Source organism: Hydrogenophaga sp. GW823-FHT04C09 (assembly GCF_058796355.1).
In genome coordinates this window covers 976,079-1,002,420 of record NZ_JBXAIO010000001.1, presented here as the reverse complement: position 1 = coordinate 1,002,420, position 26,342 = coordinate 976,079, and the positions used below count along the sequence as shown (strand labels likewise).

The 26,342-nt window shown below is 68.1% G+C and carries 26 protein-coding genes; 11 read left to right on the top strand and 15 right to left on the bottom strand.

Annotation, left to right across the window (positions count from 1 at the left end; translation table 11 throughout):
- Positions 1-28 precede the first annotated feature (28 nt).
- From AC1Q9M_RS04705 to AC1Q9M_RS04695, 3 genes are read right to left on the bottom strand one after another with little or no spacing between them, the layout of a single operon-like run.
- Entirely contained in the window at positions 29-1,060 is a 1,032-nt protein-coding gene (locus AC1Q9M_RS04705; protein ID WP_492432639.1) for an aromatic ring-hydroxylating dioxygenase subunit alpha, read from the bottom strand.
- A gap of 16 nt (positions 1,061-1,076) precedes the next feature.
- Positions 1,077-2,060: a Bug family tripartite tricarboxylate transporter substrate binding protein gene (locus AC1Q9M_RS04700; RefSeq protein ID WP_492432637.1), complete on the bottom strand. Its 984-nt coding sequence runs from the start codon at positions 2,058-2,060 to the stop codon at positions 1,077-1,079.
- A gap of 26 nt (positions 2,061-2,086) precedes the next feature.
- The gene (locus tag AC1Q9M_RS04695; protein ID WP_382323777.1) at positions 2,087-2,398 is read right to left on the bottom strand and encodes a recombinase-like helix-turn-helix domain-containing protein; all 312 of its coding nucleotides are present in this window, start codon (positions 2,396-2,398) and stop codon (positions 2,087-2,089) included.
- 204 nt (positions 2,399-2,602) lie between these two features.
- On the opposite strand from AC1Q9M_RS04695, the gene AC1Q9M_RS04690 reads away from it, so the two are divergent.
- Positions 2,603-3,325 carry a TetR/AcrR family transcriptional regulator gene (locus AC1Q9M_RS04690; RefSeq protein WP_382159473.1) on the top strand — a complete coding sequence of 241 codons (723 nt, stop codon included), beginning with the start codon at positions 2,603-2,605 and terminating at the stop codon, positions 3,323-3,325.
- Here AC1Q9M_RS04690 and AC1Q9M_RS04685 read toward each other — a convergent pair.
- Together AC1Q9M_RS04685 and AC1Q9M_RS04680 are read right to left on the bottom strand one after the other, a co-directional pair.
- On the bottom strand, positions 3,279-4,559 hold the full coding sequence (locus tag AC1Q9M_RS04685) for an MFS transporter (RefSeq protein ID WP_444688161.1): 1,281 nt from the start codon (positions 4,557-4,559) through the stop codon (positions 3,279-3,281). The genes AC1Q9M_RS04690 and AC1Q9M_RS04685 overlap by 47 nt on opposite strands.
- The gene (locus AC1Q9M_RS04680) at positions 4,556-5,380 is read right to left on the bottom strand and encodes a nitrilase-related carbon-nitrogen hydrolase (protein WP_444688160.1); all 825 of its coding nucleotides are present in this window, start codon (positions 5,378-5,380) and stop codon (positions 4,556-4,558) included. Before AC1Q9M_RS04680 ends, AC1Q9M_RS04685 begins: the two co-directional genes overlap by 4 nt.
- Before the next feature lie 97 nt (positions 5,381-5,477).
- Between AC1Q9M_RS04680 and AC1Q9M_RS04675 the strand changes: the two genes are divergently transcribed.
- Positions 5,478-6,407: a LysR family transcriptional regulator gene (locus tag AC1Q9M_RS04675; protein WP_444688159.1), complete on the top strand. Its 930-nt coding sequence runs from the start codon at positions 5,478-5,480 to the stop codon at positions 6,405-6,407.
- On the opposite strand, the gene AC1Q9M_RS04670 is transcribed toward AC1Q9M_RS04675, so the two are convergent.
- On the bottom strand, positions 6,385-9,000 hold the full coding sequence (locus AC1Q9M_RS04670) for an ATP-binding protein (RefSeq protein ID WP_492432633.1): 2,616 nt from the start codon (positions 8,998-9,000) through the stop codon (positions 6,385-6,387). The genes AC1Q9M_RS04675 and AC1Q9M_RS04670 overlap by 23 nt on opposite strands.
- Before the next feature lie 147 nt (positions 9,001-9,147).
- Here AC1Q9M_RS04670 and AC1Q9M_RS04665 point away from each other — a divergent pair, with 147 nt between their 5' ends.
- The gene (locus AC1Q9M_RS04665; RefSeq protein ID WP_382159463.1) at positions 9,148-9,510 is read left to right on the top strand and encodes a response regulator; all 363 of its coding nucleotides are present in this window, start codon (positions 9,148-9,150) and stop codon (positions 9,508-9,510) included.
- Positions 9,511-9,548: 38 nt separating this feature from the next.
- Here the strand turns inward: AC1Q9M_RS04665 and AC1Q9M_RS04660 are convergent, their stop codons facing one another.
- The gene (locus tag AC1Q9M_RS04660) at positions 9,549-9,785 is read right to left on the bottom strand and encodes a hypothetical protein (RefSeq protein ID WP_444688157.1); all 237 of its coding nucleotides are present in this window, start codon (positions 9,783-9,785) and stop codon (positions 9,549-9,551) included.
- Between the two features lie 215 nt (positions 9,786-10,000).
- Between AC1Q9M_RS04660 and AC1Q9M_RS04655 the strand changes: the two genes are divergently transcribed.
- The 5 genes from AC1Q9M_RS04655 (at position 10,001) to AC1Q9M_RS04635 (ending at position 14,485) form a co-directional block, all read left to right on the top strand.
- Entirely contained in the window at positions 10,001-10,495 is a 495-nt protein-coding gene (locus AC1Q9M_RS04655; RefSeq protein ID WP_492432630.1) for a DUF421 domain-containing protein, read from the top strand.
- Positions 10,488-11,060 carry a cysteine hydrolase family protein gene (locus AC1Q9M_RS04650; protein WP_382323784.1) on the top strand — a complete coding sequence of 191 codons (573 nt, stop codon included), beginning with the start codon at positions 10,488-10,490 and terminating at the stop codon, positions 11,058-11,060. The genes AC1Q9M_RS04655 and AC1Q9M_RS04650 overlap by 8 nt, the downstream gene beginning before the upstream one ends.
- A 90-nt stretch (positions 11,061-11,150) precedes the next feature.
- A complete protein-coding gene (locus tag AC1Q9M_RS04645; RefSeq protein ID WP_382323785.1) occupies positions 11,151-11,456 on the top strand; it encodes a hypothetical protein in 306 nt (101 codons plus the stop codon).
- A 99-nt stretch (positions 11,457-11,555) separates the two neighbouring features.
- Positions 11,556-12,038: a hemerythrin domain-containing protein gene (locus AC1Q9M_RS04640; RefSeq protein ID WP_444688156.1), complete on the top strand. Its 483-nt coding sequence runs from the start codon at positions 11,556-11,558 to the stop codon at positions 12,036-12,038.
- Positions 12,039-12,073: 35 nt separating this feature from the next.
- Positions 12,074-14,485, top strand: coding sequence for a catalase (locus AC1Q9M_RS04635; RefSeq protein WP_444688155.1), 2,412 nt, complete (start codon positions 12,074-12,076; stop codon positions 14,483-14,485).
- 7 nt (positions 14,486-14,492) lie between these two features.
- Here the strand turns inward: AC1Q9M_RS04635 and mltB are convergent, their stop codons facing one another.
- From mltB to AC1Q9M_RS04615, 4 genes are read right to left on the bottom strand one after another with little or no spacing between them, the layout of a single operon-like run.
- Positions 14,493-15,575 carry a lytic murein transglycosylase B gene (gene mltB / locus AC1Q9M_RS04630; RefSeq protein WP_382323786.1) on the bottom strand — a complete coding sequence of 361 codons (1,083 nt, stop codon included), beginning with the start codon at positions 15,573-15,575 and terminating at the stop codon, positions 14,493-14,495.
- Positions 15,572-17,590, bottom strand: coding sequence for a transglutaminase TgpA family protein (locus AC1Q9M_RS04625; protein ID WP_382325541.1), 2,019 nt, complete (start codon positions 17,588-17,590; stop codon positions 15,572-15,574). Before AC1Q9M_RS04625 ends, mltB begins: the two co-directional genes overlap by 4 nt.
- Positions 17,587-18,564: a DUF58 domain-containing protein gene (locus AC1Q9M_RS04620; RefSeq protein WP_382327098.1), complete on the bottom strand. Its 978-nt coding sequence runs from the start codon at positions 18,562-18,564 to the stop codon at positions 17,587-17,589. The genes AC1Q9M_RS04625 and AC1Q9M_RS04620 overlap by 4 nt, the downstream gene beginning before the upstream one ends.
- On the bottom strand, positions 18,561-19,481 hold the full coding sequence (locus AC1Q9M_RS04615; protein ID WP_382323788.1) for an AAA family ATPase: 921 nt from the start codon (positions 19,479-19,481) through the stop codon (positions 18,561-18,563). The genes AC1Q9M_RS04620 and AC1Q9M_RS04615 overlap by 4 nt, the downstream gene beginning before the upstream one ends.
- Before the next feature lie 26 nt (positions 19,482-19,507).
- Here AC1Q9M_RS04615 and AC1Q9M_RS04610 point away from each other — a divergent pair, with 26 nt between their 5' ends.
- From AC1Q9M_RS04610 to AC1Q9M_RS04600, 3 genes are read left to right on the top strand one after another with little or no spacing between them, the layout of a single operon-like run.
- Positions 19,508-20,461 (top strand): histone deacetylase family protein, encoded by a 954-nt coding sequence (locus tag AC1Q9M_RS04610; RefSeq protein WP_382323789.1) that lies wholly within the window; start codon positions 19,508-19,510, stop codon positions 20,459-20,461.
- Between the two features lie 35 nt (positions 20,462-20,496).
- Complete coding sequence (locus AC1Q9M_RS04605) at positions 20,497-21,303, top strand: enoyl-CoA hydratase (protein ID WP_382323790.1); 807 nt, start codon at positions 20,497-20,499, stop codon at positions 21,301-21,303.
- Between the two features lie 27 nt (positions 21,304-21,330).
- Positions 21,331-22,659, top strand: coding sequence for a mechanosensitive ion channel family protein (locus AC1Q9M_RS04600; RefSeq protein WP_382323791.1), 1,329 nt, complete (start codon positions 21,331-21,333; stop codon positions 22,657-22,659).
- On the opposite strand, the gene AC1Q9M_RS04595 is transcribed toward AC1Q9M_RS04600, so the two are convergent.
- The 4 genes from AC1Q9M_RS04595 to AC1Q9M_RS04580 all read right to left on the bottom strand — a co-directional run bounded on the left by AC1Q9M_RS04595 (position 22,636) and on the right by AC1Q9M_RS04580 (position 26,232).
- Entirely contained in the window at positions 22,636-23,931 is a 1,296-nt protein-coding gene (locus AC1Q9M_RS04595; RefSeq protein ID WP_382323792.1) for a TRAP transporter large permease, read from the bottom strand. The genes AC1Q9M_RS04600 and AC1Q9M_RS04595 overlap by 24 nt on opposite strands.
- Entirely contained in the window at positions 23,928-24,440 is a 513-nt protein-coding gene (locus AC1Q9M_RS04590; RefSeq protein ID WP_382159437.1) for a TRAP transporter small permease, read from the bottom strand. Before AC1Q9M_RS04590 ends, AC1Q9M_RS04595 begins: the two co-directional genes overlap by 4 nt.
- 79 nt (positions 24,441-24,519) lie before the next feature.
- The gene (locus AC1Q9M_RS04585) at positions 24,520-25,533 is read right to left on the bottom strand and encodes a TRAP transporter substrate-binding protein (protein WP_382323793.1); all 1,014 of its coding nucleotides are present in this window, start codon (positions 25,531-25,533) and stop codon (positions 24,520-24,522) included.
- Positions 25,534-25,656: 123 nt separating this feature from the next.
- Positions 25,657-26,232, bottom strand: coding sequence for a hypothetical protein (locus tag AC1Q9M_RS04580; RefSeq protein ID WP_382323794.1), 576 nt, complete (start codon positions 26,230-26,232; stop codon positions 25,657-25,659).
- Positions 26,233-26,342 lie beyond the last annotated feature (110 nt).

The following is a 26,342-nucleotide window of genomic DNA, read 5'->3' as shown; positions in this document are numbered from 1 at the left end:
AGAGGGGGAACGGAAGAGGAGGAGCGGGTCAGGCCACGCTGGCGAGGCGCTGCGCGACCTGTTCCTGGGCGCGCTTTTCCATCAGGCGGCGGACCCGGACGATGCCGACGTCGTGCTGGTACAGCGTTTCCTGCGAGCGGGCGGACCGGGTCAGGTTCTCGATCACCTTGCGGTCCTGCTCGAGCACGTCCCAGTGCAGGCCTTCGAGCCGGTTGCGGTAGAGGAAGCGCCAGACGTGCCGGTCGAACCCCGAGGCCTTGCGGATGCGCCAGAAATAGACCTGGCAATGGGTCTCGTCGACCGGGGTGACGAAGCCCACGATGATGAACTGGCCACCCCCATGCTGCTTGCTGTACGGCACGGCCAGGCGCATCCACATCAGGCCCGACTCGCCGAACTCGACCCAGTCGAAGTTCACGCCGCGCTGGCCCACCTTTTCGACGATCAGGCCGGTGGCCGTCGGCCGCACCGTCATCTCGGCCTGCCGGTCGCCCTCGGCCATGGAATGGGACTGCGAGTGCAGGTAGGTGCCGTGCATGGGGTCCATGACGTTGTCGATCGCGTAACGGTGGTTGCACTTCCAGTTCTGCATGCAGAGGAAGCCGGAGTAGTCCTCGGCGGTCATCTCTTCGGGCAGTTCGAACGCGGCTGGCGCGGCCAGGCTGCCATCGCCGAACCAGAGGAAGATCGCGCCTTGGGCTTCCACCACGGGGTAGGACTTCAGGCAGGTCCGCCCGGTGAGCACGCAGTTCTGCATGGCCGGCACATCGACCACCTTGCCCCGGCCGTCCACCTCCACGCCGTGGTACCAGCAGGCCACCCGGTCGCCGAGGTTCCAGCCCAGCGACAGCCGCGCGCCGCGGTGCGGGCAGCGGTCTTCCACCGCGCGGACCTGGCCCTCGTCGTCGCGCCACAGCACGATCTCTTCGGACAGGCGGGTGATCCCGATGGGCGTGCCCGCCAGGCGGTAGCTCGGCAGCACCGGGTACCAGTAGTTCAACAGGCCACGCTCCACGCGCTGCGCGGCATCGGTTTTCAAAGTCGCTTCGTCCATGTTCATGGGGTGTTGGGGGTGTTCATTCATCGGCGGTGAAACCGGAGGCCTTGACGACCGGCGCCCAGCGCTCGATGTCGGTCTTGACGAGGGAGGCGAGCGCCGCGGGCTTGAGCGTGAGCGGCTCCATCGAGAGCTTGTCCAGGCTCGCGATGTACTCGCTGGAGTTCACGACGCTGGTGATCCGGGTGTTCCATTGCTCCACCAGGGCCTGAGGCAGGCGAGGGGGCGCGAACACGCCCAGCCAGGTGTCTGCCTGCACATTCGGATAACCCAGCTCCACCATGCACGGTGTCTCGGGCAGGTAGCGCGAGCGCTTGGCGCCGAAGGTGGCGATGGGCCGCAGGCCACCCGAGGCCTTGAAGGGCAGGGCTTCGCCCACGGCGTTGAAGCTCGCGGCCACATGCCCGCCCACCAGCGCCTGCAGCGCGGGCGCGCTGCCCCTGAAGGGCACGTGGGTCATCTGCACCCCCGTGGCCTGGCTGAACATCACGCCCAGCAGGTGCAGCACCCCACCGGGGCCCGACGAGGCGTAGTCGGCCTTGTCCGGGTGGGCCTGCATCCATTTCACGAGCTCGGGCACGGTGTTCACGCTCGACGGCACCATGGGTCCCACGCTGAGCACCAGCTCCGAGCGCGCGCAGGCGGCCACGGCCGTGAAGTCCTGCAGCGGCTGGTAGGCCAGCTTCTTGTAGATGTGCGGAAAGATCGTGAGGGGAAAGTCGGGCGTGAGCAGCAAGGCGCTGCCGTCGGCCGGCGCGCGCTTGATGTGCTCCAGCGCCAGGCGGCCGGCCACGCCTGCCTTGTTGTCGACGACCACGGGCTCGGGGGTGTGCGCGCGCAGCTGGCTCGCCATCAGGCGCGCCAGCAGGTCAATGCCTCCCCCCGCGGGGAAGCCGACGATGAGCTGCGTGGGGCGGGCCGATTGCGCGAAGGCGCCGGCGGGAGCGGCCAGGGCCATGCCGGCCAGCATCAGCTCGCGCCGGGTGATGTTGTGGGATTTCATGGGGTGTTCTTTCGGATCGATGGGGGTCAGACCGCCAGGCGTTCGAGCACGGCGCACAAGGTCTCAGGCGTCCATGCGCTGCCATCGGGTTGCAGCAGGTTTCTCGCGTTGAGCGCTTCGGCGAAAGCCTCGGGCGAGCGGCCGTCGTCGGCGTAGATCTGCACGATGGCCGCGGCCAGGGCCTGTTCCTCTTCAGACGGTTCGCTGGGACGGCTTTGCCATCGCAGGTTGTCCTCTTCGCCCGGTTGAAAGATCAGGCCGTTCCCGGCGTCCTTGGACCGCGTGGCGGTTCTGGCGCTGAGGAGATGGGGGTTGAAGGTGATCGCAACGACAGACATGTGGGGGGACATTCAGCAGAGGGTTGAAGTTCTTTTAATTCCTACAAATAGGAATTGAGCGGATGCTAAGACCCTGGCGGAACGCCTGTCAACCCGAAATGACAATCCCTGCATGCAGTGTGGATATTTCCTTTTCATGGGAATTAATGCCGCCGACCTTCGATGCGCGGCGTGCCGCGCGCGAAGTGTTCCTAGAATGGCGTGATGAAGGACAACGACACCCCCACGCCCCGTCGACGGCGCAAGGAGCCGCGCCGCACGGCGGGCCGGCCCGCTTCCAGCAGCGGCGTGGGCAAGGAGAAGATCGTCGAAGCGGCGCTCGCGCTGTTGCGCCACAAGGCGCCGGAGGCGCTGACGGTGGTGGAGGTGGCCAGTGCCGCGAAGGTGGACCCGGCGCTGATCCGCTACTACTTCGGCACGAAGAAGGGCCTGCTGCGGGCCGCGGCGGTGGGCCTGCTGGACGACATCCAGGAACGCAGCCGGCTCGTGCTGGACGAGCCGGGGCCCTTGCGCCACCGCATCCGCACGCGCCTGCAGATGCTGATCGATTCACTGCAGCGCAACCCGCAGTTCATGAATCTGGTGCTCAAGGAGATCTACTCCGATGAAGAGGCCCAGATGGAGGTGGGGGACCTCAACACGGTGGCGAAACGGGGGCTGGCGTTGACGCAGTTCGTGCTCAACCCCATCCCCGGTGACAAGCCGGCGCGCGAACTGGACGCGCGCTACCTGCACGTCGCCATTCTGGGCATGTGCACCTTCTTCATGGATGCCCAGCCCATGCTCGCGGTGCTCTTCAAGGAGCGGCCGGGCAGCGATGCCCTGGTGCGGGGCTACATCGAGTTCGCCACCGAGTTGCTGGCGCAGGGCATCGAGGAGGCTAGTCCGTCAGCGAGCGCCGGTAAGTCTCGGGCAGGAAGAGCGTGACGCACAGCACCACGACGGACACCGCGGCCAGGTAGGCGGCCGGGGCCAGCTTGGACTGCGTGGCCAGCACCAGGTAGGTGCCGACAAAGGGCGCGGTGCCACCGAAGATGGTGTACGCCAGGTTGTAGCTGATGGCCGATGCGCTGAAGCGCGTCTTGGTCGGGAACAGCTCGAGCAGCGTGATGCCCAGCGGGCCGGCGAACGAGCCCATGCCGATGGCCAGCAGCGATTGCGCGAGCGCCGCGTGGAACAGCGTGCCTTCGCCGGCCAGCATGTAGGCCGGGACGCAGACGATGGCGTTGAACAGCAGGCTGACCACCATCACCGGTTTGCGCCCCACCTTGTCCGACACGAAGCCGCTCGCGATCATCGTGAGGAAGGCGACGGTCATGGCGATGCCGTTGGAGATCAGCGAGTCGCTGCGGCTCATGCCCACGGTGACGGTGAGGTAGGACACGAAGTAGCCCGCGAGCGTGTAGAAGGTCAGGCTGGAGAACGCGGCCAGCGCGAAGCTGAAGCCCATGGCCTTCTTCTGGTCGCGGATGGCGTCCGACACCGGCGTGGTCGAGATTTCCTGCTTGGCGCGCGCCACCTCGAAAGCCGGCGATTCATCGACGCGGTTGCGGATGTACAGGCCCACCAGCGCGAGCGGGCCGCTGATCAGGAAGGGAATGCGCCAGCCCCAGCTCTCGTACACCTCGCTGCCCAGCAGGCTGGTCACGGCGAGGATGATGAGCGCGGCCGCCACGGGCGGCAGGTTGGCGAAGGCGTAGGTGAAGGCCACGTGCAGGCCGCGGCGCCCCGGTGGCGCGTGTTCGGCCACGAAGGAGTTGGAGCCGATGGTCTCGCCCGACGCCGACAGACCCTGGATCAGGCGCAGCACCACGAGCAGGATGGGCGCCGCGATGCCGATCTGCGCGTAGGTGGGCAGCACGCCGATGCCGACGGTGGCGCCACCCATCATCAGGATGATGGCGGAGAGCACCGCCTTGCGGCCGAAGCGGTCGCCCAGGCTGCCGAAGATGAAGCCGCCGAGCGGGCGCATGACGAAGCCCACGCCGTACACCGCGAAGGCCGAGAGCAGGGCGGTGGCCGGGTCCGTGGTGGGGAAGAACAGCTTGGCGATGATGGTGGCCGAGTAGGCGTAGATCACGAAGTCGTACCACTCGACGAACTGGCCGAGCGATGCCGAATAAAGCACCTTCTTCTGGGATTGCGGTTGCTGGTTGTTCATGTGTTGTTGTCTCCGGAGGAATTGAGGGCGATCTGGTAGCGGCGGTGTTCGAGGCAGGGCAGGTCCTTGCGCACATCGCGCAGGCGCTCGGGCAGCACGTCGACCGTCACGACGCCCTCGGCGGCCGCGATGCCGCCGATCACCAGGCCCGAGGGGTCGATGCCCATGCTCATGCCCACGGAAGTGGGCGGCGGCTGGCACGAGGCCAGCACGTAGCAGGTGTTCTCGATGGCGCGCGCGCGCAGCAGGGTCTCCCAGTGCAGCTCTTTGAGGCTGCCGGCGATCCAGCCCGCGCCGTAGAGCAGCACGTCGGCGCCCTTGTCCACCGCGATGCGCGAGATTTCGGGGAAGCGCAGGTCGTAGCAGTTGAGGATGGCGAAGCGCACGCCGCCCACGTCGGCCACATACACCTCGTCGTGCGCGGGCAGCAGCTGGCCGTGCCGGTTCTTGTCGGACTCCTTGAAGCTGAACGCATCGTAGAGGTGCAGCTTTTCGTAGCGGCCCTTGAGTTGCCCATCGGCACCCAGGTGCACGAAGGTGTTGCGCGTGCGGTGGCCATCGAGCGGCTCGTACAGGCCGACGAACACGTCGATCGCGTGCGCCTTGGCGCTGGCGCCTACCTCGTCGATGAAGCGGGCCGCCTGCTGCCCGGCGAAAGCGACCAGCTCTTCGCGCGAGGACTCGTAGGCGACCATGCTGGCTTCGGGAAAGCAGATCAGCTGGGCGCCGCTGGCGGCGGCGGTCGCGATGTGGCTGCGTATTGTGCGCAAGTTGCTCTCAATGTCGCGCACGCTCTTGAACTGGGAAACGGAGGCTTTCATGAACTCTTGTGGTGGATCTGGTGGGCGTGAATGCTAGTTTTGGCCCCCGGCCCAGTCCAATACCATTTGATCCCTCATTGATAGAATTCCGGCATCAATGAAGACCTACCCCAGCCTGCGGCGGCTTCAGCAGTTCCGCCACCTCAGCGCCACGCTGAACTTCCGCAAGTCGGCCGAAGCGCTGCGCATCGCGCAGCCCGCGCTCAGCCGTTCCATCAAGTTGCTGGAGGAAGAGCTGGGCTTCCCGCTCTTCGTGCGCACGACGCGGTCGATGGAGCTGACCCCGGCCGCCACCCATCTGCTCGGGCAGCTCGATGCGGTGTTCGACGGCCTGCACCAGGCCGTGCGCGAATCGCGCCGCCTGGCCGGCAGTTCGAGCAAGCGCAAGCTGCTGATCGGCTACTCGGCCCAGGCCGCCAACAGCGCCATGCCGGAACTGCTGTTCAGCTTTGGCGTGGGCTTCCCCGATGTGGAGCTCAACCTGTTGCAGGCGCCGTCCGAGCGCCTGTTCGCCGAGATCGTCGCGGGTGATCTGGACGCGGCCTTCCTGCTGCTGCCGGCATCGCTGGCGCCGTCGCCTTCACTGGACCGGGTGCTGGTGGACTCGCAGCCCATCGTGGCCTTGTGCCGCGTGGGTCATCCGCTGGCGCGCAAGCGCAAGCTGCACTTGCAGGACCTGCGGGACGAGGGCCTGATCATCGGATCGCCGGGCCGCTGGGGCACCTTCCGCGAACTGCTGTTTGCGCTGTTCGAGCGCCACGCCTTCAAGCCCCGGGTGGTGTACGAGCCCGACGACACACCGATCCTGCTGGAGTCGGTGGCGCGCAGCACCCACGTGGCGCTCTACGGTGGCGGCATCGTGGGCAAGCTGCCGGCCAGCATCGTGGCGATTCCGCTGGCGCACGACGACGCCTGCCTGCAGACCCACCTGCTGTGGCGAACGCCGACGGAGGGCGCACTGGCCGAGCTGGTGGACTTCGTGCGCGCCGGCCTCCCCGCCCGCGTCACGGGCTCAGCAGGGCCTTGACCCGGCTGGACAGCACCGAGATCTCGAAGGGCTTGGTCAACACGGCCATGCCCGGGTCGAGGTGCCCATTGCCGACCGCGGCGTTGTCGGCATAGCCGGTGATGAACAGCACCTTCAGGCCCGTTCGCTGGATGCGGGCCGCGTCGGCCACCTGACGGCCGTTCATGCCCCCGGGCAGGCCGACGTCGGTGATGAGCAGGTCGATGCGCGCCTCGCTGTCCAGAATCTTCATGGCCGCGGGGCCCGTGTCGGCCGTGAGCACGTGGTAACCCGAGTCGGTCAGCACCTCCTCGATCGTGACGCGGATGCCCCATTCGTCCTCGACCACCAAAATGGTTTCGCCATCGCCCGCCTGCATGGGCGCGGGCCGTGGTGCTTCCTCCTCGTCAACACCGGGGCCGAGGTAGCGGGGCAGGTAGAGGCACATCGTCGTGCCCATGCCCACTTCGGAGTACACCCGCACCTGCCCGCCGGACTGGCGCACGAAACCGTAGACCATGGACAAGCCCATGCCGGTGCCCATGCCCAGGGGCTTGGTGGTGTAGAAAGGGTCGAAGATGCGCTCGATGACGTCGGCGGACATGCCCGTGCCCGTGTCCGTCACGCACAGCGACACGTATTGCCCGCGCGGCAGGCTGCGCTCGCCGGCGGCGCGCTCGTCCAGCCACTTGTTCGCCGTCTCGATGGTCAGACGGCCTCCCTCGGGCATGGCATCGCGCGCATTGATGCAGAGGTTCAGCAGCGAGTTCTCGAGCTGGGACGCATCGGCCTTGGTGAACCACAGGCCGCCGGCGCCGACCACCTCGATGTCGATCAAGGGCCCCATGGTGCGGCGGATCATGTCCTCCATGCCCTGCACCAGTCGGTTGGCGTCGATGGGTTTGGGGTCGAGCGTCTGGCGGCGCGAGAACGCCAGCAGCCGGTGGGTGAGCGCGGCGGCGCGGCGGATGGAATCCTCGCTCATGCCGATGTAGCGCTCCAGCCCGTCCGTCGTGCCCTGGGTCAGCCGCATCTTCAGGATCTGCAGGCTGTTGCTGATGGTGCCGAGCAGGTTGTTGAAGTCGTGCGCCAGGCCGCCCGTGAGCTGGCCGATGGCCTCCATCTTCTGCGCCTGGCGGAAGTGGGACTCGATCTCCATCAATTCGGCGGTGCGTTGCTCGACCTTCTGCTCCAGTGTCTCGTTCACCTCCCTGAGGCGGGCTTCACTTTCCTGCAAGGCGATGTGCCCTCGGGCGCGCTCCACCGACACGCGGGTGCGCTGGCCCACTTCGCGGATCAGGGAGAGTTCCTCCGCCTCCCATTCCCGGACTTGGTCGCAGTTCACGAAGAACACGGCGGCCAGCCGACCGTTTTCCATGATGGGCACGTTGACGAACGAGCGCGCGGATTTGGATTCGAGGGCCTCGGCCGCGAAGGCGGTGCGCGCGTCGAGGCGCACGTCGGCGATGGCGATGAACTCGCCCAGCTTGAGGCTGTCGATGAAGGCGCCGTAGTCGCGCAGCCGCGTCGTGCCGGCCAGGCTGTCCACGCCGGGCGCGGCCCAGTCGCGATCGACCGTCAGTGTCTCCGTGGCGTTGTCGATGCTGCCGTATCCCACGCGGCTGGCCTTGAGCGCATCGCCAAGGATTTCGGAGGCCGCGTGCGCGAGCTCCACCGGCGTTGACAGGGCCGCCAAACGATCCCCCAGCACCGTCAGGCAGTCCCGCTTCATTTCGGCCTGCACCCGGTCCGTGACATCGATCCCTTCCACGAAGATCCCGTCGACCTCGCCGGCCTCGTTCCTCAGGGGCTGGAACACGAAGTCGAGATAGCGTGTGTTGACCGGGCCGCCGGGTTCGGCCTGCGCCGCGTACCGGGCGCCCCGCGCCGAATGCGCCTGCCCGCTGGCATACACCTCGTCCAGCAGCTGGAGGTACCCCTGCTCCACCGCGTCGGGCAGCGCCTGCGCCACCGTCTTGCCGATCACGTCGCGGTGGCCCACCAGCTTGAGGTAGTTGGGGTTGACCAATTCGATGACATGCGAGCTTCCCCGCAGCATGGTCATGAACGACGGGGCTTGCTGGAACAGCTGCGCCATCCGCTCCCGTTCGCTGTGCACCTTGCGAAGGGCTTGCACCTTGGCGGTGGTTTCGACCACGATGGCCATCACGCCCACCGGCTGGCCGCTCAGATCGAGCAGCGGCGAGTAGTCCAGGTTCATCCAGACCTGCTCGGCGCGGTTGTGGCGGTGCAGGATCAGCTCCTGGTCTTCGAACCGCAGGTGGCCGCCGGCCAGGCACACCGTCATGACCTGATCGTTGAAGTCCGCCACTTCAGGCCAGCCCTTGCGCACCTCCGAGCCCAGCAACTGAGGGTGGCGAAGACCCGAGAAGTGGGAGTAGGCGTCGTTGTAGACCATGAACCCCCGCTCGCCCCAGAGCATGACGATGGGCACCTGGGAACGCAGCATCAAGGCGGTGGCCGCTTTCACGTGGTCGCGCCATTGGTCGATCGGGCCGAGACCGGTCGATGCCCAGTCGAACCCGGCGATGAGCCGGGCGAGCTCTCCGCCACCGGATAGAAATGGAGGGGGTTCCGGGCTCGCAGCTTCCATGGACGACTCCATTCAAGAACGACGCTGGCCCGGGCCGGGCAGGAGGGGGTGGACGCCGGCACATCGGCCCGCGCGTGCGAACGTCCGGCGAAAGGCATTATGCTGTCGCGCGAGCGGGCCCGTCGGGTCACCACAGGCACAACAGCCATGACAAACCAGGACCTGGACATATTGATCGTCGACGACTCGCGGGATGCCGCGGACTCGTTGACCACGCTGATGACCCTGATGGGGCATCGCGCGAGGGCGGCGTACAGCGGCCAGGAGGCGCTCGAGGTGGTGGGGCATTCGCTGCCGCTGTGCGTCATGCTCGACGTGCACATGCCGGACATGGACGGCCTGGAACTGGTTCGTGCGCTGCGCCAGCAATGCGGCGACAACCTGGTGCTCATCGCGGTGACCGGCTCGGACCATGACGACGAGCTGGCGGCCGAAGTGTTTTCGTTGGTGGACTACCACTTCACCAAGCCCGTTTCGGCCGAGGCGCTGGCCAAGGTGCTGCAGGCGTAGCCTTTCGCTGGCGGGCCGCATCCCCGGCCGCGATGCCATCACGACGGGCTTTCCGTTTTCAGGGCGCCGCGGATGTTCATGCCGGCCAGCCCGATCTGCAGGGCGATGAGCGCGTAGGCGTTCGCATGCCAGCCCCAGGCGACCCACAGGGCGTTGCTGGCCAGGAACAGCCAGAAGCCGGCATGGCGCCGCCCGGCGCTGCGCGAGGCCACCAGCCAGGACGCCAGCAGCGTCACCAGCATGGCGGGCCATTGCATGAGGTCGAGCAAATCCATGGTTCTCCGGACGGTTGGTGCGCGTGATGGTGCCTGTCTGCGGCCGATCCGACTGTTCGCCATGACACACAGCTTCGAGCGGTAAAAAGCGCTCCCGCCGTCTTGGATCAGCAAAATTTGCCGCAAGCGCCCGAGGTGCTGCTCAACGGTCGACCTGCGCGTTCCGGGAATGCCATTTGCTCTGACCTGGGCATTCATCGTGAGGCGAGGTTTCCATGTTCGAGCTTTCCACTGCCTGGTGGGAGTTGCCCGCCAGGGCCGCGATCATCTATGCGGTGTTGTTGCTGCTGGTGCGCCTCTCCGGCAAGCGCACCGTGGGGCAGTTCACGCCGTTCGACCTCCTGGTGGTGATGCTGCTGAGCGAGTCGGTGTCGGCGGGGCTGAGTGGGGGCGAGGAGTCGGTGACCGGTGGACTGCTTGCTGCCGCGACCCTGATCGCCCTGAATATGCTGGTGGCGGTGGTGACCGCCCGCAGTACCAGGCTGCAAGCCCTGGCCGAGGGCGAGCCTGTGCTCATTGGCCGCGATGGGCAGATTCACTCCCGCACCCTCAGGCAGCACCATGTGCCCATGCTGGATGTGGAACGAGCACTGCGTGAGGCCGATTGCGACCTGAAGGACATGAAGTACGCCTTTCTGGAGGCCGATGGCGGCATCAGCGTGTTGAAAGACTCGTCCGGCGAGGTGGGGCAAGGGAGGGGCGATGGGTGAAGCGGAACTGCCACGAAGCCGGCGCGCCCTGCTGCTGATCGACTTCATCAACCCGTTGGACTTCCCCGAAGCCGACGAACTCGCCGGGCCCGCGTTGCTGGCAGCCAGGGCGGCTCGCCAACTCGCCAGCGCGGCCCGCGCGCGAGGCATTCCGGTGATCTATGCCAACGACAACTTCGGCCGCTGGCGCTCCGATTTCCCCACCCTGGTGAAGCGCCTGGCGCAGGGCCAGGGCGTCAGCGCGTCCATGGCGCGGCTGTTGCGCCCGCAGCGCGGCGACCTCACCGTGTTGAAACCGATGCACTCCGCCTTCTTCGGCACGCCCCTGGACATCCTGCTCGACCAGATCGGCGCCCGCTCCCTGGTGATGGCGGGGCTGGCGACCGACATCTGCATCCAGCTGACGGCCGCCGACGCCTTTCTGCGCGGCCTCAAGGTGCACGCGCCCGAGGACTGCACGGCGGCCGAGACGGATGAGAAGAAGGCGGCGGCGCTGGCCTACATGCGCGACATCCTCAAGTGCGACACACGCCCCTGGCAGCGCCTGCGCTGGCAGCCCGGTTGACACGGCGCGGGCACGCGCCTTGCCCAAAGAGATTTGCGTTCGATCCATCGCGATCGCCGCAATTCTTTCAACACATGCAGGAGCAACGACATGGCATCGAACAACCAGGGCCAGCAAGGCCAACAGCAGGGCCAGCAAGGCCAGAACCAGCAGGAACAAGGCCAGCAGGGCCAGAATCAGCAGGGCCAGAACCCAGGTCAGCGCCCGGGCCAGCAAGGCGGGCAGCAAGGCGACCAGAGCAACCCGGCAGGGCAGCGCGAGCAGAGCAACCCCGGCGGCTCCGACCAGCAAGGCCGCAAGGAAGTCAACCCGTCCCAACAGCAGGACGGTTCGCGTCCCGGTGCCCGGGAGCAGGACGATGGCACCCGCCGCCCGGGTGACAACAACGCTTCATAACCGCTGATGCAGTGCACCCACCCTGCCCAGCTGGGCCGGGTGGGGTTTTGCTTCTCTCGATCAAAACATCCATCCCCACACCGAAATCAGGAGCCCTCCATGGCCACCACCCGAACCGAAGCAGACGCATGCACCCTGTTGGACACCGACCACAAGGCGGTCAAAAAGATGTTCAAGACCTACGAGGAGCTTGCCGGCTCCAAGGCGCGTGGCGCCGCGCAGAAGAAACTGGAGCTGGCACACCAGATCTGCCAGGAACTCACGGTGCACGCCACCGTCGAGGAAGAAATCTTCTACCCCGCGCTGCGTGAAGCCTTGAAAGAGACCGACATCCTGGCCGAAGCCGAGGTGGAGCACGCGGGTGCCAAGGACCTGATCGCCCAGATCGAAGCCATGGAAGAAGCCGACGAGATGTTCGACGCCAAGGTCAAGGTGCTGGGCGAGTACATCGACCACCACGTGAAGGAAGAGCGCAACGAGATCTTCCCCAAGGCCAGGGCGGCCAAGTCGCTGGACCTGGTGGCCATGCGCGACCAGTTGATGGCGCGCAAGGAGGCGCTCATGGGCGCTGAAGTCGCCTGACCGTCCAATCGCTCAACTTTTCTCGAAAGCCCACTGTGCCTAAATCCAAATCCCCCGACTCCGGCCGCGCCAACCCGGAGGCGAACAGCGCTCCCCGGGCCGCGGCCCGCAACACCGACAGTGGGCCTTCCCAAGTCCAGCCTGCGAACGATCCTGCCGTGCTCAAGGCGGTCCACACCGGCCAGTTGGCCGAGGGCATGCCGTTCAACGCCAACAAGGCCGGCGAACACGGTTTCGACAACGGGCTGGCGGTGCAGCCCGGCATCACGGTCGATGCGCCATCCCGCCTGCCCACGGGCAGCACCCTGTCGGAGGAGAACCACTCCGACAAGACCGGCAGCGTCGCGGCCGAAGGCATCAACTGGGCCATCGAGTCGTTGGACCGCGTGCGAGTGGACTCGTCGGGCCAGGTGCTCACGACCAACCAGGGCGTGCCCATCGCGGACAACCAGAACTCGTTGAAGTACGGCGTGCGTGGTCCAGCGCTGCTGGAGGATTTCATCCTGCGCGAAAAGATCACGCACTTCGACCACGAGCGCATTCCCGAACGCATCGTGCACGCACGCGGTTCGGGCGCGCACGGCTTCTTCGAGTGTTACGACGCGCTGACCGACATCACCAAGGCCGCGCCCTTCAAGGAAGCCGGCAAGGTCACGCCGGTGTTCGTGCGCTTCTCCACCGTGCAGGGCGAGCGAGGGTCCAAGGACACCGCCCGCGACGTGCGCGGCTTCGCGGTGAAGTTCTACACCGACGAAGGCAACTGGGACCTGGTGGGCAACAACATGCCGGTCTTCTTCATACAGGACGCGATGAAGTTCCCGGACCTGGTGCACGCCGTGAAACCCGAGCCGCATCACCAGATGCCGCAGGCGGCCAGCGCGCACGACACCTTTTGGGACTTCGTGTCCCTGATGCCCGAGTCCACCCACATGCTGATGTGGGCCATGTCCGATCGCGGCATTCCGCGCAGCTACGCCACCATGCAGGGCTTTGGCGTGCACACCTTCCGCATGGTCAATGCCGAAGGCGATTCGGTGTTCGTGAAGTTCCACTGGAACCCGGTCTACGGCACGCACTCGCTGGTCTGGGACGAGGCGGTGAAGATTTCCGGCGCCGACCCCGACTACCACCGTCGCGACCTGTGGGAACGCATCGAGGCGGGCGCCTTCCCCGAGTGGGAGCTGGGCCTGCAGATCTTCACCGAGGAGCAGGCCGATGGCTTCAGCTTCGACGTGCTGGACCCGACCAAGATCGTGCCCGAGGAGCTGGTGCCGGTGCGCCCGGTGGGCCGCATGGTGCTCAACCGCAACCCCGACAACTTCTTCGCCGAGACCGAGCAGGTGGCCTTCTGCGCGGCGCACATCGTGCCAGGCCTCGACTTCTCGAACGACCCGCTGCTCGCCGGCCGCATCCATTCGTACGTGGACACGCAGATCAGCCGCCTGGGTGGACCCAACTTCCACGAGATCCCGATCAACTCGCCGCTGGCGCCGGTGCACAACAACCAGCGCGACGGCATGCACCGCCAGGCCATCCACCGGGGGCGCGTGAACTACGAACCGAATTCGCTGGCCGGTGGCTGTCCCTTCCAGGCCGGCGCCGCTCAGGGTTTCGTGTCGGTGCCGGCGCGCATCCAGGCCAAGGAAGAGCAGGGCAAGGTCCGCGCCAAGCCCGAGAAGTTCGCCGACCACTACACGCAGGCCACGCTGTTCTTCGAGAGCCAGAGCCCGGTCGAGCAGGCCCACATCGCGGCGGCGTTCCGTTTCGAACTCTCCAAGGTGACGGTGCCCGCGATCCGCGAGCGCATGGTGGCCTCGCTGCGCAACGCTTCGGAGTCGCTGGCGGCGCAGGTGGCCGAAGGCCTGGGCATGGCGGCGTTGCCTGCGCCGATGCCGCGCGCGCTGGACAACCCGCCCAAGCCCGAGGTGAGTCGCTCGCCCCCGCTCTCGCTGCTCGCGCGGCCGGGAGACGGCTCGATCAAGGGCCGCAAGGTGGCGCTGCTGGTGGCCGATGGCGTGAACGGCCAGAGCGCGGTCGACGTGCATGCGATGCTGTTCGCGCAGGGCGCGGTGCCGCGCTTCGTGGCGCCACGCATCGGCCCGGTGAAGACCGCGGACGGTGTCGCGATCGATGCCGATGCCTCGCTCGAGAACGAGCCCGGTTTCCTGTTCGATGCGCTGGTGCTGCCCGACGGCGACGAGGGTGTGCGCACGCTCTCGCTCGATGGCCACACCATGGAGTTCATCAAGGACCAGTACCGCCACTGCAAGACCATCCTGGTGCTGCCCGCGTCCGTCACGCTGCTGGAAGCGGCGGGTGCGTCCGCCACGCTGCCTTCGGGCGAAGCCGATCCGGGCGTGGTGCAGGGTGGTGATGTGGCGACCTTCATCGCGGCCATGGCCAGGCACCGCCATCCCGAGCGCGAGACAGACCCGCCTCGGGTTTGATGACGCCTCAGCGCTCGCCGACCAGCGCTTTCACCGCCTCGCCCAGCTCGATCACCGCCAGCGCGTAGTAGCTGCTCCAGTTGTAGCGCGTGACCACGTAGAAGTTCTCGGTGCCGGCGATGTAGCTGGACGGCGCGCCGGCGTTCTGCAACTCCACCAAGGCCAATTGGCCGGGGTGTTGCAGCGCGGGGCCGTCGAGCACCGCGCCCTTGGCGGTGAAGCTCTGCACACCGAAGCTGGGCAGGATGTCGGGTGCGAGCAAGGTCTCGAAATCTTCCTTGCTCTGGTTCGGGTCGAAGCGCACCGGGTAGTGCGTGGGCATGCCGGGCTGCCAGCCGAAGGCCTTGAAGTAATTGGCGACGGAGCCGATGACGTCGGCCTGGCTGTTGAAGAGATCGACCTTGCCGTCGGCGTCGAAGTCGATCGCGTACTTCACCCAGCTGCTGGGCATGAACTGCGGCCAGCCCATGGCGCCGGCGTAGCTGCCGAGGTACGTCAGCGGGTCGGTGGCGGTGCGCTCGGTGAGGCTGAGGAACTGTTCGAGTTCGCTGCGGAAGAACTCGGTGCGCGCGGCGGCGCGCGGGTGGCTGGCCGGGAAGTCGAAGGCCAGGGTGGTGAGCGCGTCGATGACGCGGAAATTGCCGGTGTGCTGGCCGTACAGCGTCTCCACGCCGATCACGCCGACGATGAGGCTGGCGGGCACGCCGAACTCGGTCTCGGCGCGCGCCAGCGTTTCGCGGTTGGCTTCCCAGAAGCGCTGGCCGGCGCGCAGGCGCACGGGCTCGATGAAGCGCGCGCGGTAGGCGGCCCAGTTCTTGGGCACGCCGCTGGGCGCGGGCTGCATGAGGCGGATGACGGTGGGGATGCGCTGGGCCGCGCCGATTTGCTGGCGCACCCAGGCCGGGTCGAGGTTGCGGCGCTCGGCGAGGTCGGTGGCGAAGGCCATGGCGGCCGCGCTTTGCGCGTAGCTGTAGGCGGGTGCCTTGGCCGGGTTGGCCGGGCGCGCTTTTGCGGGCGACTGGGCCAGGGCGCTGGCGCTCAGGCACAAGGCCAGGGCGGACGAGGAGAGGAGGCAGGCGAGGGCGTTCAACGGGGGTCTTTTCGGGGCCAGGCCAGCTGCCGGAATTCGGTTTGCAGCGTGGCCAGGGTGGGGGTGTCAGCGGCGCCCGGGCGGCCGTACCGCTGGGCTTCGAGTTGCAGCAGCCATTGTGCAACGCGCCGCGCCGCGTCCGAGGCGCCCCAGTGCTGTCGCACGCGCTGGGCGAGTTCGCGCGGGGGCGTGCGGTCGCTGCTGTCCAGGCCTTGCGCCTTGAGGCGCGCGCGGGCGCGCTGCAGCAGGCGCAACCAGGGGTCGTGCTGCTGGCGCTCCCACAGTGTCCAGGCCGCGCCGATCAGGCTCACCAGCACCACCACACCGATCAGCACGTAGGCCAGGTCCGCCCAGCTGGGCGAGCGAAAGCCCAGGTTCTTGAGCAGGTCGAGCTGGCGGCCCTGGGTGTAGTTCAGCACCCACTGGTTCCAGCTGTTGTTCATCGCCTCCCAGGCCGCGCGCAGCCGGGCAGCGATGTTGGGGTTGAGGTTGCGGATGGCGCCGGCGATGGCGCCTTCGGGCGCGCTCAGCCGCTGCAGCGAGCCGACGCGCCCGGGCGCGACCGCCGCGGTGGGGTCCACGCGCACCCAGCCCTGGCCGGCCTGCCAGACCTCGGCCCAGGCGTGGGCGTCGCGCTGGCGCACGGTCCAGTAGCCGTCGACGCCGTTCATCTCGCCGCCCTGGTAGCCGGTGACGATGCGCGCGGGAATGTCGAGCGCGCGCATGAGGATGACGAAGCTGCTGGCGATGTGTTCGCAGAAGCCCTGGCGGCGGTCGAACCAGAATTCGTCGGCGGTGTGCTGGCCGTACACGCCGGGCTCGAGCGTGTAGAGGTAGCCGCCGGTGCGCAGGCGCTCCAGCACCGCCGCCACGAGCCGGGGTGTGGCGTCGGGCCCTCTGCCGTGTTCGCGGCGCAGCTGCTGTGCGAGTTCGAGCGTGCGCGGGTTGTAGCCGGGCGGCAGCGCCATCTGTTCCTGCAAGGCGGGGGTGAGGGCCAGCGGGCCGTGGCGGAACGTGGTGTGGCTCACGGCGCTGAAACGCACCAGGCTGCCCATGGGGCGGTCGGTGAGCCATTGCAGTTCGCTGGTCATGCGCACGCGCACATCGGGCAGTTCGGGCGCCTGCGTGGCGGCTTCCAGCAGGAACAGCCAGGGCCGGCGGTGCGGCTCCATGGTCACTTCGTAGCGCACAGGTTCGCCCGAGACCGTGAGCTCGCTTGCCAAGGCCTGGCGCGGCGGGAATTCGGCGCGCGCGGGGCGCCATTCCACGCCATCGAAGGCGCTGAGCACGGGGCCGCGAAAGTACAGCTGGCTTTGCGGCGGTGGAGATCCCTCGAAGCGCAGGCGCAGGGCGATGCTGTCGTCCAGCACCAGTTCGGCGATCTGGCCCACGCGCATCGTGCTGGACAGGCCGCTGCGTCCCCGGTCGTCGGCGGGCACGCCCCACAACGGCGAGAGGCGCGGGAACAGCAGGAACAGCACCAGCATGATGGGCGCGCCCAGGGCCGCCATGCCCAAGGCGATGCGCGCGGCCTGCGCCAGCGAAGGCCGCCCCACCGGCATGTGGGCGTTCACCAGCGCGGTGAGCAGGCCCAGCAGCGCGATCAGGATGCCCGCCGCCGTGAGCAGCGACTGCGAGTAGAAGAAGTGCGTGAGCAGCGTGAAGAAGGCCAGGAAGAACACCACGAAGGCGTCGCGCCGCGCGCGCATCTCCAGCGTCTTGAGCGAGAGCAGCACCACGACGAGCGTGACGCCCGCGTCCTGGCCCAGGAGCGTGCGGTGGGTGGCCCAGGTGGCCGCGAGCGTGAGGGCCAGCAGCCCCAGCCGCCAGGGCCAGCCGGGCAGCGGCAGGCCGCGCAGCGCGAGGGTGGCGCGCCACACCAGCACACCCGCCGTGAGCGCGCTGCACCACCAGGGGATGTGGGCGACCTGCATGGCGACCACCCAGCCGACCACGGCGAGCAGGAACAGCGTGTCGCGGGTCTCACGCGGCAGGGCGGAGAGGGTTTTGTTCAGCACAGCGCCAGCGCCTCCAGGCAGCGCGCGCGGTGCGCCGGGCCCTGGTCGGGCGCGATTTCGCGACCCGGCACGCGCAGGCCGTAGTCCAGCCCCAGGCGGTCGGCCATCAGCACCCAGGCCGTCAGGCGCGAGAGGCGCGCTTCCAGTTCACTGTGGCCACATTGCGCGTGGTCCAGCCAGAGCTGCTGGCGCTGGGTGGAGAGCGCGTCGCGGCTCACGAGTTCGTCGCGCCCGGCCGCGAAGGTCTGGGCGGCCTTCTTCCACACCACGGCCTTGATGGGGTCGCCCCGGCGGTAGGCGCGCACGCCGTCGAATTCGCCCGTGCTCTGCACGCGCGCGCTGCCCGAACTGCCGGCCTGGGGTTCGCCCGGCGGCAGCGGCGGCGGGTGGCTTTCGGGCTCGGGGTAGACCAGCACGGGGGCGGCCGGGCGCCACACCGTCCACACGCGGAAGGTGCCCAGCGGGAACAGCGTGAGCGCGGTGAGGGCCGGCAGCGCATGCAGGCCGCGCCCGGGCACCGGCCAGGCCACCTGCAGCGTGGTGCTGCCCTGCGCGGGCACGTCCGTCCAGGCCAGCGGCGCGTGCGCCAGGTCGGCGCCGATCACACCCAGGCCCAGGCCGTAGCGGATGCGAGGGCGTTCGCTGGTGAGGCGGATGTCCAGCGCGGCGGCCTGGCCGGCGTGCACCGGGTCGGGTGGGTTCAGGTGCAGGGTGGTGCCGCGCAGGTTGCCGTGGCACACGTGCATGCCCACCACCGCGCTGCCCGCGAGCAGGAAGGTGAGCAGGTAGCCCAGGTTGAGTTGGTAGTTGATGCTGGCCACGAGCAGCAGCAGCAGCGTGAGCGCGAGCATCCAGCCCGCGCGCGTGGGCAGGATGTAGACGTTGCGCTGGGTCAGCGTGAGGGTGTCGCGCCGCGGCAGGCGGTTGTGCCACCAGGACTGGATGCGGGCGCGAACCGGGGGGAGCTTCACGGCAAGGGAATCGCTTCCAGCATGGCACGCACCTGTTCCACCGGGCCGCGCCCTGCGTCGCGCACCGGCGTGAGGCGGTGGGCCACCGTCTGCGGCAGGATGGCGGCGATGTCGTCCGGGGCCACGTAGTCGCGCCCGCTCAGGTAGGCCTGGGCCTTGGCCGATCGCACCACGGCCAGCGCGGCGCGCGGCGACAGGCCTTGGGCGAACCAGCGCCCGCTGCGCGTGGCGCCCACGATGTCCTGCAGGTACTCCAGCACCGGCTCGGCGGTGTGTACCTGGCTCACGGTGTGCTGCAGGCTGGCCAGGTCGGCCGGCGTGAGCGCGGGTGCCAGGCGGTCGAGCATGTCGCGCCGGTCCTGGCCGCGCAGCAGCTCGCGCTCGGCCGCGCGGTCGGGGTAGCCGATCGACAGCCGCATGTGAAAACGGTCCAGCTGCGATTCGGGCAGGGCGTAGGTGCCGAGCTGGTCGTGCGGGTTCTGCGTGGCGATCACGAAGAAGGGCTCGGGCAGGGCGCGCGTCTCGCCTTCCACCGTGACCTGCTTTTCTTCCATGGCCTCGAGCAGCGCGCTCTGGGTCTTGGGGCTGGCGCGGTTGATCTCGTCGGCCAGCAGCACCTGGGCAAAGACCGGGCCGGGGTGGAAGACGAAGTCCTCGCGGCCGCGCTCGTAGATGGACACGCCGATGAGGTCGCTGGGCATGAGGTCGGCGGTGAACTGCACGCGCGAGAACTGCAGGCCGAAGGAGCGCGCCAGCGCGTGCGCCAGGGTCGTCTTGCCGACGCCCGGCACGTCCTCGATCAGCAGGTGTCCGCCGGCCAGCAGGCAGGCCACGCAGTCCGAAACCTGCTGCGGTTTGCCCACGATCACCGTGTTAAGCTGACTCAGCAGCAGTTGGATTCTTGTGTCGGCTTGCATGCCGCGAACCATACCGTAAAACCCCCATGAGCCAGGCCACTGGGTATTTCACCCACAAGGATTGTTGGAGACACGAGATGGGCGCCGGGCACCCGGAGTGCCCCGAGCGGCTCGATGCCATCGAAGACCGCCTGCTGATCAGCGGCCTGGACGTCGCGCTGGAGCGCCGCGAGGCCACCCCCGCCGCGATCGCCGACCTCGAACTCGCCCACGGCCGCATGCACCTGGCCTCGCTGCGCGGCCTGAGCGACCAGCTGCGCGACGACATGGCCGCCGGCGGCCCGGACCATGCGCAGGTCGATCCGGACACCTCCATCAACGCCCACAGCTGGGACGCGATCCTGATGGCCGCGGGCGCCGCCATCGACGCGACCGATGCCGTGATGGCCGGTGAACTGGCCAACGCTTTCTGCGCGGTGCGCCCGCCGGGCCACCACGCCACGCGCAACCAGGCCATGGGTTTCTGTTTCGTGAACAACGTGGCCGTGGCCGCCAAGTACGCGCTGGAGCGCCATGGGCTGCAGCGCGTGGCCATCGTCGACTTCGACGTGCACCACGGCAACGGCACCGAGGACATCGTGGCCGGCGACGAGCGCATTCTGATGTGCAGCTTCTACCAGCACCCGTTCTACCCGGTGTGCGAGCACTCGACGGCGAGCAACCTCGTCAACCTGCCGGTGCCGGCCTACACCAAGGGCATGGACATCCGCGAGCTGGTGGACATGATGTGGCTGCCCCGGCTGGAGGCCCACAAGCCGCAGATGCTTTTCGTGAGCGCCGGCTTCGACGCGCACCGCGAGGACGACATGGCGCAGCTCGGCCTGGTGGAGCAGGACTACGCCTGGCTGACCGAGCGCATCAAGGAAGTGGCGCAGCGCCACGCCAAGGGCCGCATCGTGAGCTGCCTGGAAGGCGGCTACGCCCTGAGCGCGCTGGGCCGCAGCGTGGAAGCGCACCTGAGGGTGCTGGCGGGCGTCTGAACTTCCGCGGCGCCCGGGCGTCCCATAATGTTCCGATGACCGAGCCCACTTCTTCTTCCCCTCCCGCCGAGCCGGTGCTGCTGAGTTCGCGCGATGCGCGTGGCGTGCACACGCTCACGCTGAACACGCCGCGCAGCTTCAATGTGTTGTCCGAGGCCATGCTGGCTGCCCTGCAGTCGGCGCTGGACGCGGTGGCCGCCGACCCGCAGGCGCGGCTGGTCGTGATCGCCGCGAACGGGCGCGCCTTCTGCGCCGGGCACGACCTCAAGCAGATGCGCGCCACGCCCGAGCTGGCCTACTACCAGAAGCTGTTCGCGCAGTGCTCGCGCCTGATGCTGGCCATCCGCAAGCTGGAGGTGCCGGTGATCGCGCGCGTGCAGGGCCTGGCGACCGCCGCCGGCTGCCAGCTGGTGGCGCAGTGCGACCTGGCGGTGGCGAGCGACAACGCGAGCTTCGGCGTCAACGGCATCGACGTGGGCCTGTTCTGCGCCACGCCGGGGGTCGCGCTCTCGCGCAACATCCTGCCCAAGCAGGCGATGGAGATGCTGCTCACCGGCGACTTCATCTCGGCCGACGAGGCCAGGGTGCGCGGCCTGGTCAACCGCGTGGTGGCCCCCGATGCGCTGGACGCCGAGCTGCAGGCTCTGCTGGAGCGCATCTTGGCCAAACCGCGCGAGGCCCTCGCCATGGGCAAGGCCTTGTTCTACCGCCAGCTGGAGACCGGCCTGGAGTCGGCCTACCAGCTCGCCGGCCAGAGCATGGCCTGCAACATGGCGCACGAGGTGGCGCAGGAGGGCGTGCAGGCCTTCATCGACAAGCGCCCGCCGTCCTGGCGCGCCTGAGCTTCCGACACCCGTTTCCGATCCGACATGAATCCCTCCACCAATCCCAAACCCATCGACGACATCGGCCTGTGGCTGGCCGGCTTCACGCAACCCACGGTGCTGGTCGAACTCGCCGCGCTGGCGATCTGCGTGGCCCTGGCCTGGAGCTTCAGCTGGGCGCTGCGCAACGCCTTGCGCATGCAGGAGGACAAGAGCTCGGTGCTGTTCGGCCGCCGCCTGATCGACGGCGTGATGTTCCCCCTGGCCTTGCTGCTGCTGGGCTACATCGCGCGCGCCATCGTCACCAAGTTCCTGCCCCTGGCGGCGTTCAAGGTGGCCATTCCCGTGCTGGTGTCGCTGGTCGTGATCCGCGTGGGCGTGAAGGTGCTGCAGGCGGCGTTCACCACCGCGCCCTGGGTGCGGGCGCTGGAGCGCACGATTTCCTGGGTGGCCTGGCTGGCCATGGTGCTGTGGGTCAGCGGCCTGTTGCCGGTGGTGCTGGCCGAGCTGGACGACATCACCTGGAAGATTGGCGCGAGCACCCTGAGCCTGCGCACCCTGCTGGAGGGCGCCATCACAGCCGGCGCGGTGATGATCCTCGCGCTGTGGGTCTCCTCCGCGATCGAGTCCCGGCTGCTGCGCAAGGCCACCGGGGGCGATCTGTCGATGCGCAAGGCGGTGAGCAACGCGACGCGCGCGCTGCTGCTGTTCGTGGGATTGATCATCGCCCTGTCGGCCGTGGGCATCGACCTCACCGCGCTCTCCGTGTTCAGTGGCGCCATCGGCGTGGGCGTGGGCTTCGGCCTGCAGAAGCTGGCGTCCAACTACGTGAGCGGTTTCGTGATCCTGGCCGAGCGGCGCCTGCGCATCGGCGACAACGTGAAGGTGGACAGCTTCGAAGGCCGCATCCTCGACATCAACACCCGCTACAGCGTGATCCGCTCGCCGGCGGGGCGCGAGTCCATCGTGCCCAACGAGCTCATGGTCATCAACCGGGTGGAGAACCTTTCGGGGGCGCTCACGCGCGTGTGGCAGACCTCGGTGGTGTCGGTCGCCTACGACAGCGACGTGGACCTCGTGAGCCGCCTGCTGCTGGAGGCGGTGAGCGCGCAGGCCGATGCGCTGAAGGACCCCGCCCCGCAGGCCTCGCTCTCGGCCTTCGGCGCCGATGGCCTGGAGTTCACGGTGGGTTACTGGATCAACTCCGGCGACGGCGCCGAGCAGCTCAAACTGAAATCCCTCATCAACCTGCAGATCCTGCGTTCGCTGCAGCAGCACGGCATCGACATCCCGTCGCCGCAGCGCGTGGTGCACATCAAGGAAATGCCACCGCTCGAAGGCCCGAAGGACTCAGCGGTTCATCAGGCTGGGTAACCACAGCGAGATCGCCGGGAAGGCGATCAGGATGCCCAGGCGCACGATGTCGGCCATGACGAAGGGCCAGACGCCCTGGAAGATCGTCTTGAGCTTGACCAGCGGCAGCAGCGAGTTCATGACGAACAGGTTCATGCCCACCGGCGGGGAGATCATGCCGATCTCCACGATGGTGACGATCAGCACGCCGAACCACACCGGGTCGAAGCCCAGGCCGGTGATCACCGGGAAGAACACCGGGATGGTGAGCAGCACCATCGACAGCTCTTCCATCACCAGGCCGAGCGCGACGTAGATCACCATCATCACCACCACCACCATGATGGGGTTGGGGCTGAACTGCAGCAGGAAATCGCGCAGGTCGCCCGGCATGCTGGTGAAGTTGACGAAGCTGGTGAAGACCATCGCGCCGATCAGGATGGTGAACAGCATGGCCGTGGTGCGCGTGCTGTCGACCAGGATGTCCATCAGCACGCGCGGCGTGAGCGCGCCACGCAGCAGGGCGAACAGGAAGGCGCCCGAGGCGCCCACGCCGGCGCCTTCGGTGGCGGTGAACACGCCACCGTAGATGCCGCCGATGACCAGCGCGAACAACAGCACCACCGCCCAGATGCTGCGCAGGGCGGCCAGCCGCTGTCCCCAGTTGAAGCGCTCCCCGGGTGGGCCCGCCAGCGGGTCGCGCCAGCTGATGTAGACCACCGCCGCGCACAGGCAGGCGATGGCGACCAGGCCGGGCAGCACACCCGCGATGAACAGCTTGCCGATGTCGGTCTCGGTCATGATCCCGTAGATCACCATGATGGTGGACGGCGGGATCAGGATGCCCAGCGTGCCGCCGGCCGCGATGGAGCCGGTGGCCAGCGTGTCCTTGTAGCCGTGTCGCTTCATCTCGGGGTAGGCCACGCGCGTCATGGTCGCGGCGGTGGCGATGGACGAGCCGCAGATGCAGCTGAAGCCGCCCGAGGCGATGACGCTGGCCATGGCCAGGCCGCCCTTGCGGTGGCCGACGAAGGCGTTGGCGGCGGTGTAGAGCTCGCGCGCCATGCCGGCGCGGGCCACCAGGTTGCCCATCAACACGAACAGCGGGATGACCGAGAGCACGTAGGCGAAGCCGGTCTCGAAGATCACCTGGCTGGTGCTGGCGAAGGCCGGGGACCAGCCGCGCATCAGGCCCAGGCCGGTGATGCCGACGATGGCCATGGCCAGCGCGATGGGGATGCGCAGCAGCGCCAGGGCGAAGACGGCGAGGAAACCCAGGCTGGCTTCGATCATGTCGCGCCCCCGTCGAAGGTGGTGGGTTCGGGGTGGTGGGGCGCGGGCACCGTGACGAACACGAACAGCAGGTGCACCAGGCCGGTGAGGGCCAGCATGGCCGCCATCATCCAGGCCACCGGGGCGATGGAGAGCTGCAGGTGCACCGTGGTGTCGCCGTACTCGGTCAGCCGGTCCGCGCGCGTCGTCATGAGGTAGGCCAGGAAACCGAAGGTGCCGGCGCAGATCAGGTGGACCACGCGCGCCTGGATGTCGCGCACCCACTCGGGCAGCATGCTGTCGAGCGAGTCGAAGACCACGTGCTCGTTGCGCCACGACACCAGGGGCATGGCGCCGAAGATCACGATCACCATGAGGATCTCGGTGAGCTCCAGCCCGCCGGGCACGGAGTGGCTGAAGAAGCGGCGGCCGGTCACGTCCACCAGCGTGAGCCACATGATGGTGAACAGCGCCATGGCGGCCATGAGGCCGGTGGACCAGCGCAGGATGCGTTCCAGCGTCTTGAGCATGAAGGGGCCTGATGTGAAAAAGCCGGCTGGGCAGTGTGCAACAGACTGCCCGGCCGGCCGTGGGAGGTGGTGCGCTGGCTTACTTTACCTTGGCGATTTCGGCGCGGAACTCGGCGAGCACCGCCTTCGGGTCTTTCAGGCCCTTGGCCTGCGCGGCCTCGGCCCACTTGGTCTCCAGGCCCGCCTGCTTGTCCTTCACGGCCTGCACGAAGGCCGCGTCGGCCACGATGCGGGTCACGCCCTGGGTCTTCTGGAGTTCGCGGCTGGCCGCGTCGACGCGGTCCCAGCCCTCGCCGAAGATGCGCGCGGCGGTTTCGCCCGAGAGCTTGTCGATCACGGCCTTGTCCTGCGCCGACAGGGCGTTGTACTTGCCCTCGTTCATCATGAAGACGAAGCTGGTGTTGTACAGGCCGCCGGGGAAGGTGGTCGCGTGCTTGACCATGCTGAGCTTGAACGAGGCGACCGACTCGTCGGGGAAGAAGGTGCCGTCCATCACGCCGGTGGACAACATTTCGAACGACTCGGGCGCGGGCTTGAGCGTGGTGTTCCAGCCCATGGCCTTGGAGAGTTCGTTGATGTTGCCGCCGCCGATGCGGAACTTGAGCTTGGCCACGTCGGCCGCGCTGGCCACCGCCTGTTTGGTGGTGAAGATGATGCCGGGCCCGTGCGTGAACACCGCCAGCGTCTTCACACCGCGGTGTTCGCCCAGCGGCGCGAAGTACTTGCTGTAGATGCGCTGGTAAGCCAGCGAGGTGGCGGTGGCGCTGTCGCCCAGGAAGGGGAATTCGGCGACCTGGGTGTTGATGAAGCGCCCGGGCGTGTAGCCGTCCACCGTGTACGAGATGTCGGCCAGGCCGTCGCGCACCGCGTCGAAGGTGCCGGGCGCCGCGGCCACGCCCTTGGGCAGGATGTTGCATTTCATGCGGCCCGCGCTGTCTTTTTCCAGCAGGTCGCACCAGCTCTTCTGCGCCATGCTCAGCGTGTGCGTGGGCGGCACCCAGCTGGAGACGGTGAAGACGGTCTGGGCCGAGGCCACGCCGCCCGCGAGCACGGTGGTGGACAGCACGGCGGTGGCAAGACAGCGAAGTTTCATGGGGTCTCCTGGGCGCGTTCGGGGGTGACCGGCCTCCCTCGGAGGCGGCGAAATCACTATAGGTCAAGCCCTTGTGCGGCCCCCTCCAGACTTACCCGGATGGCCCTGAGTCGCTGTCGTCGCCTAGTCGTTCGGGGGGAGTTCCACCGGGTGGGCGGGCTGCAGCCGGGGCCGCGAGGGGGTGGCGTGCAGCGCGTCGCTGCCCAGCGTTTCGAGCAGGCGCGCGCCGGCGGCGAGCTGCTGGTGGGCCGGCAGGTAGCGCAGGTCGCCGAACAGGCGCAGGGCGTTCTCCGGCGGCGTGGCCGCCCGCGTGGCGAGGTACCAGAGGCGGAACACATGGGCCTCGTCGCACAGCGGCATCTGGTGGATCAGGTTCATGACCGAGGCGAACAGGTAGTCGGCCGCGCTCTCGGTCGGGGTCTTGCCGCTGCCGGGCGTGCCGTGATCGCTTTGCCAGACGGGGCTGTTGACCAGGCGTTGCAGGCGCCGGGCCCGGCCCAGGCCCCGGTCCACCTGCAGGTTGGCCTCCCAGCTGCGCACGGGGTCGTCCAGCCCCTTGCAGGGCGAGGTGGCGCGCGCCAGTTCCATCGCCAGCGAACGCGCTCGCTCAGGCTCCTGGCGGCTGAACAGCAGGCGCACCGTGCGGCCGAGCATGCGCATGGTGTGGATGAGGGGGTCGACGGGGAGAGGGGTGGTCATGCTGCTGAACTCGTCACGGGTCAGAACGTGCAGCGCAGCCTCGGGGGGAAACACGGTTTCTCGGGCACCGCGTTGCACAACCGAGGCGGCGCCCGTCTCCAGGGAAACGG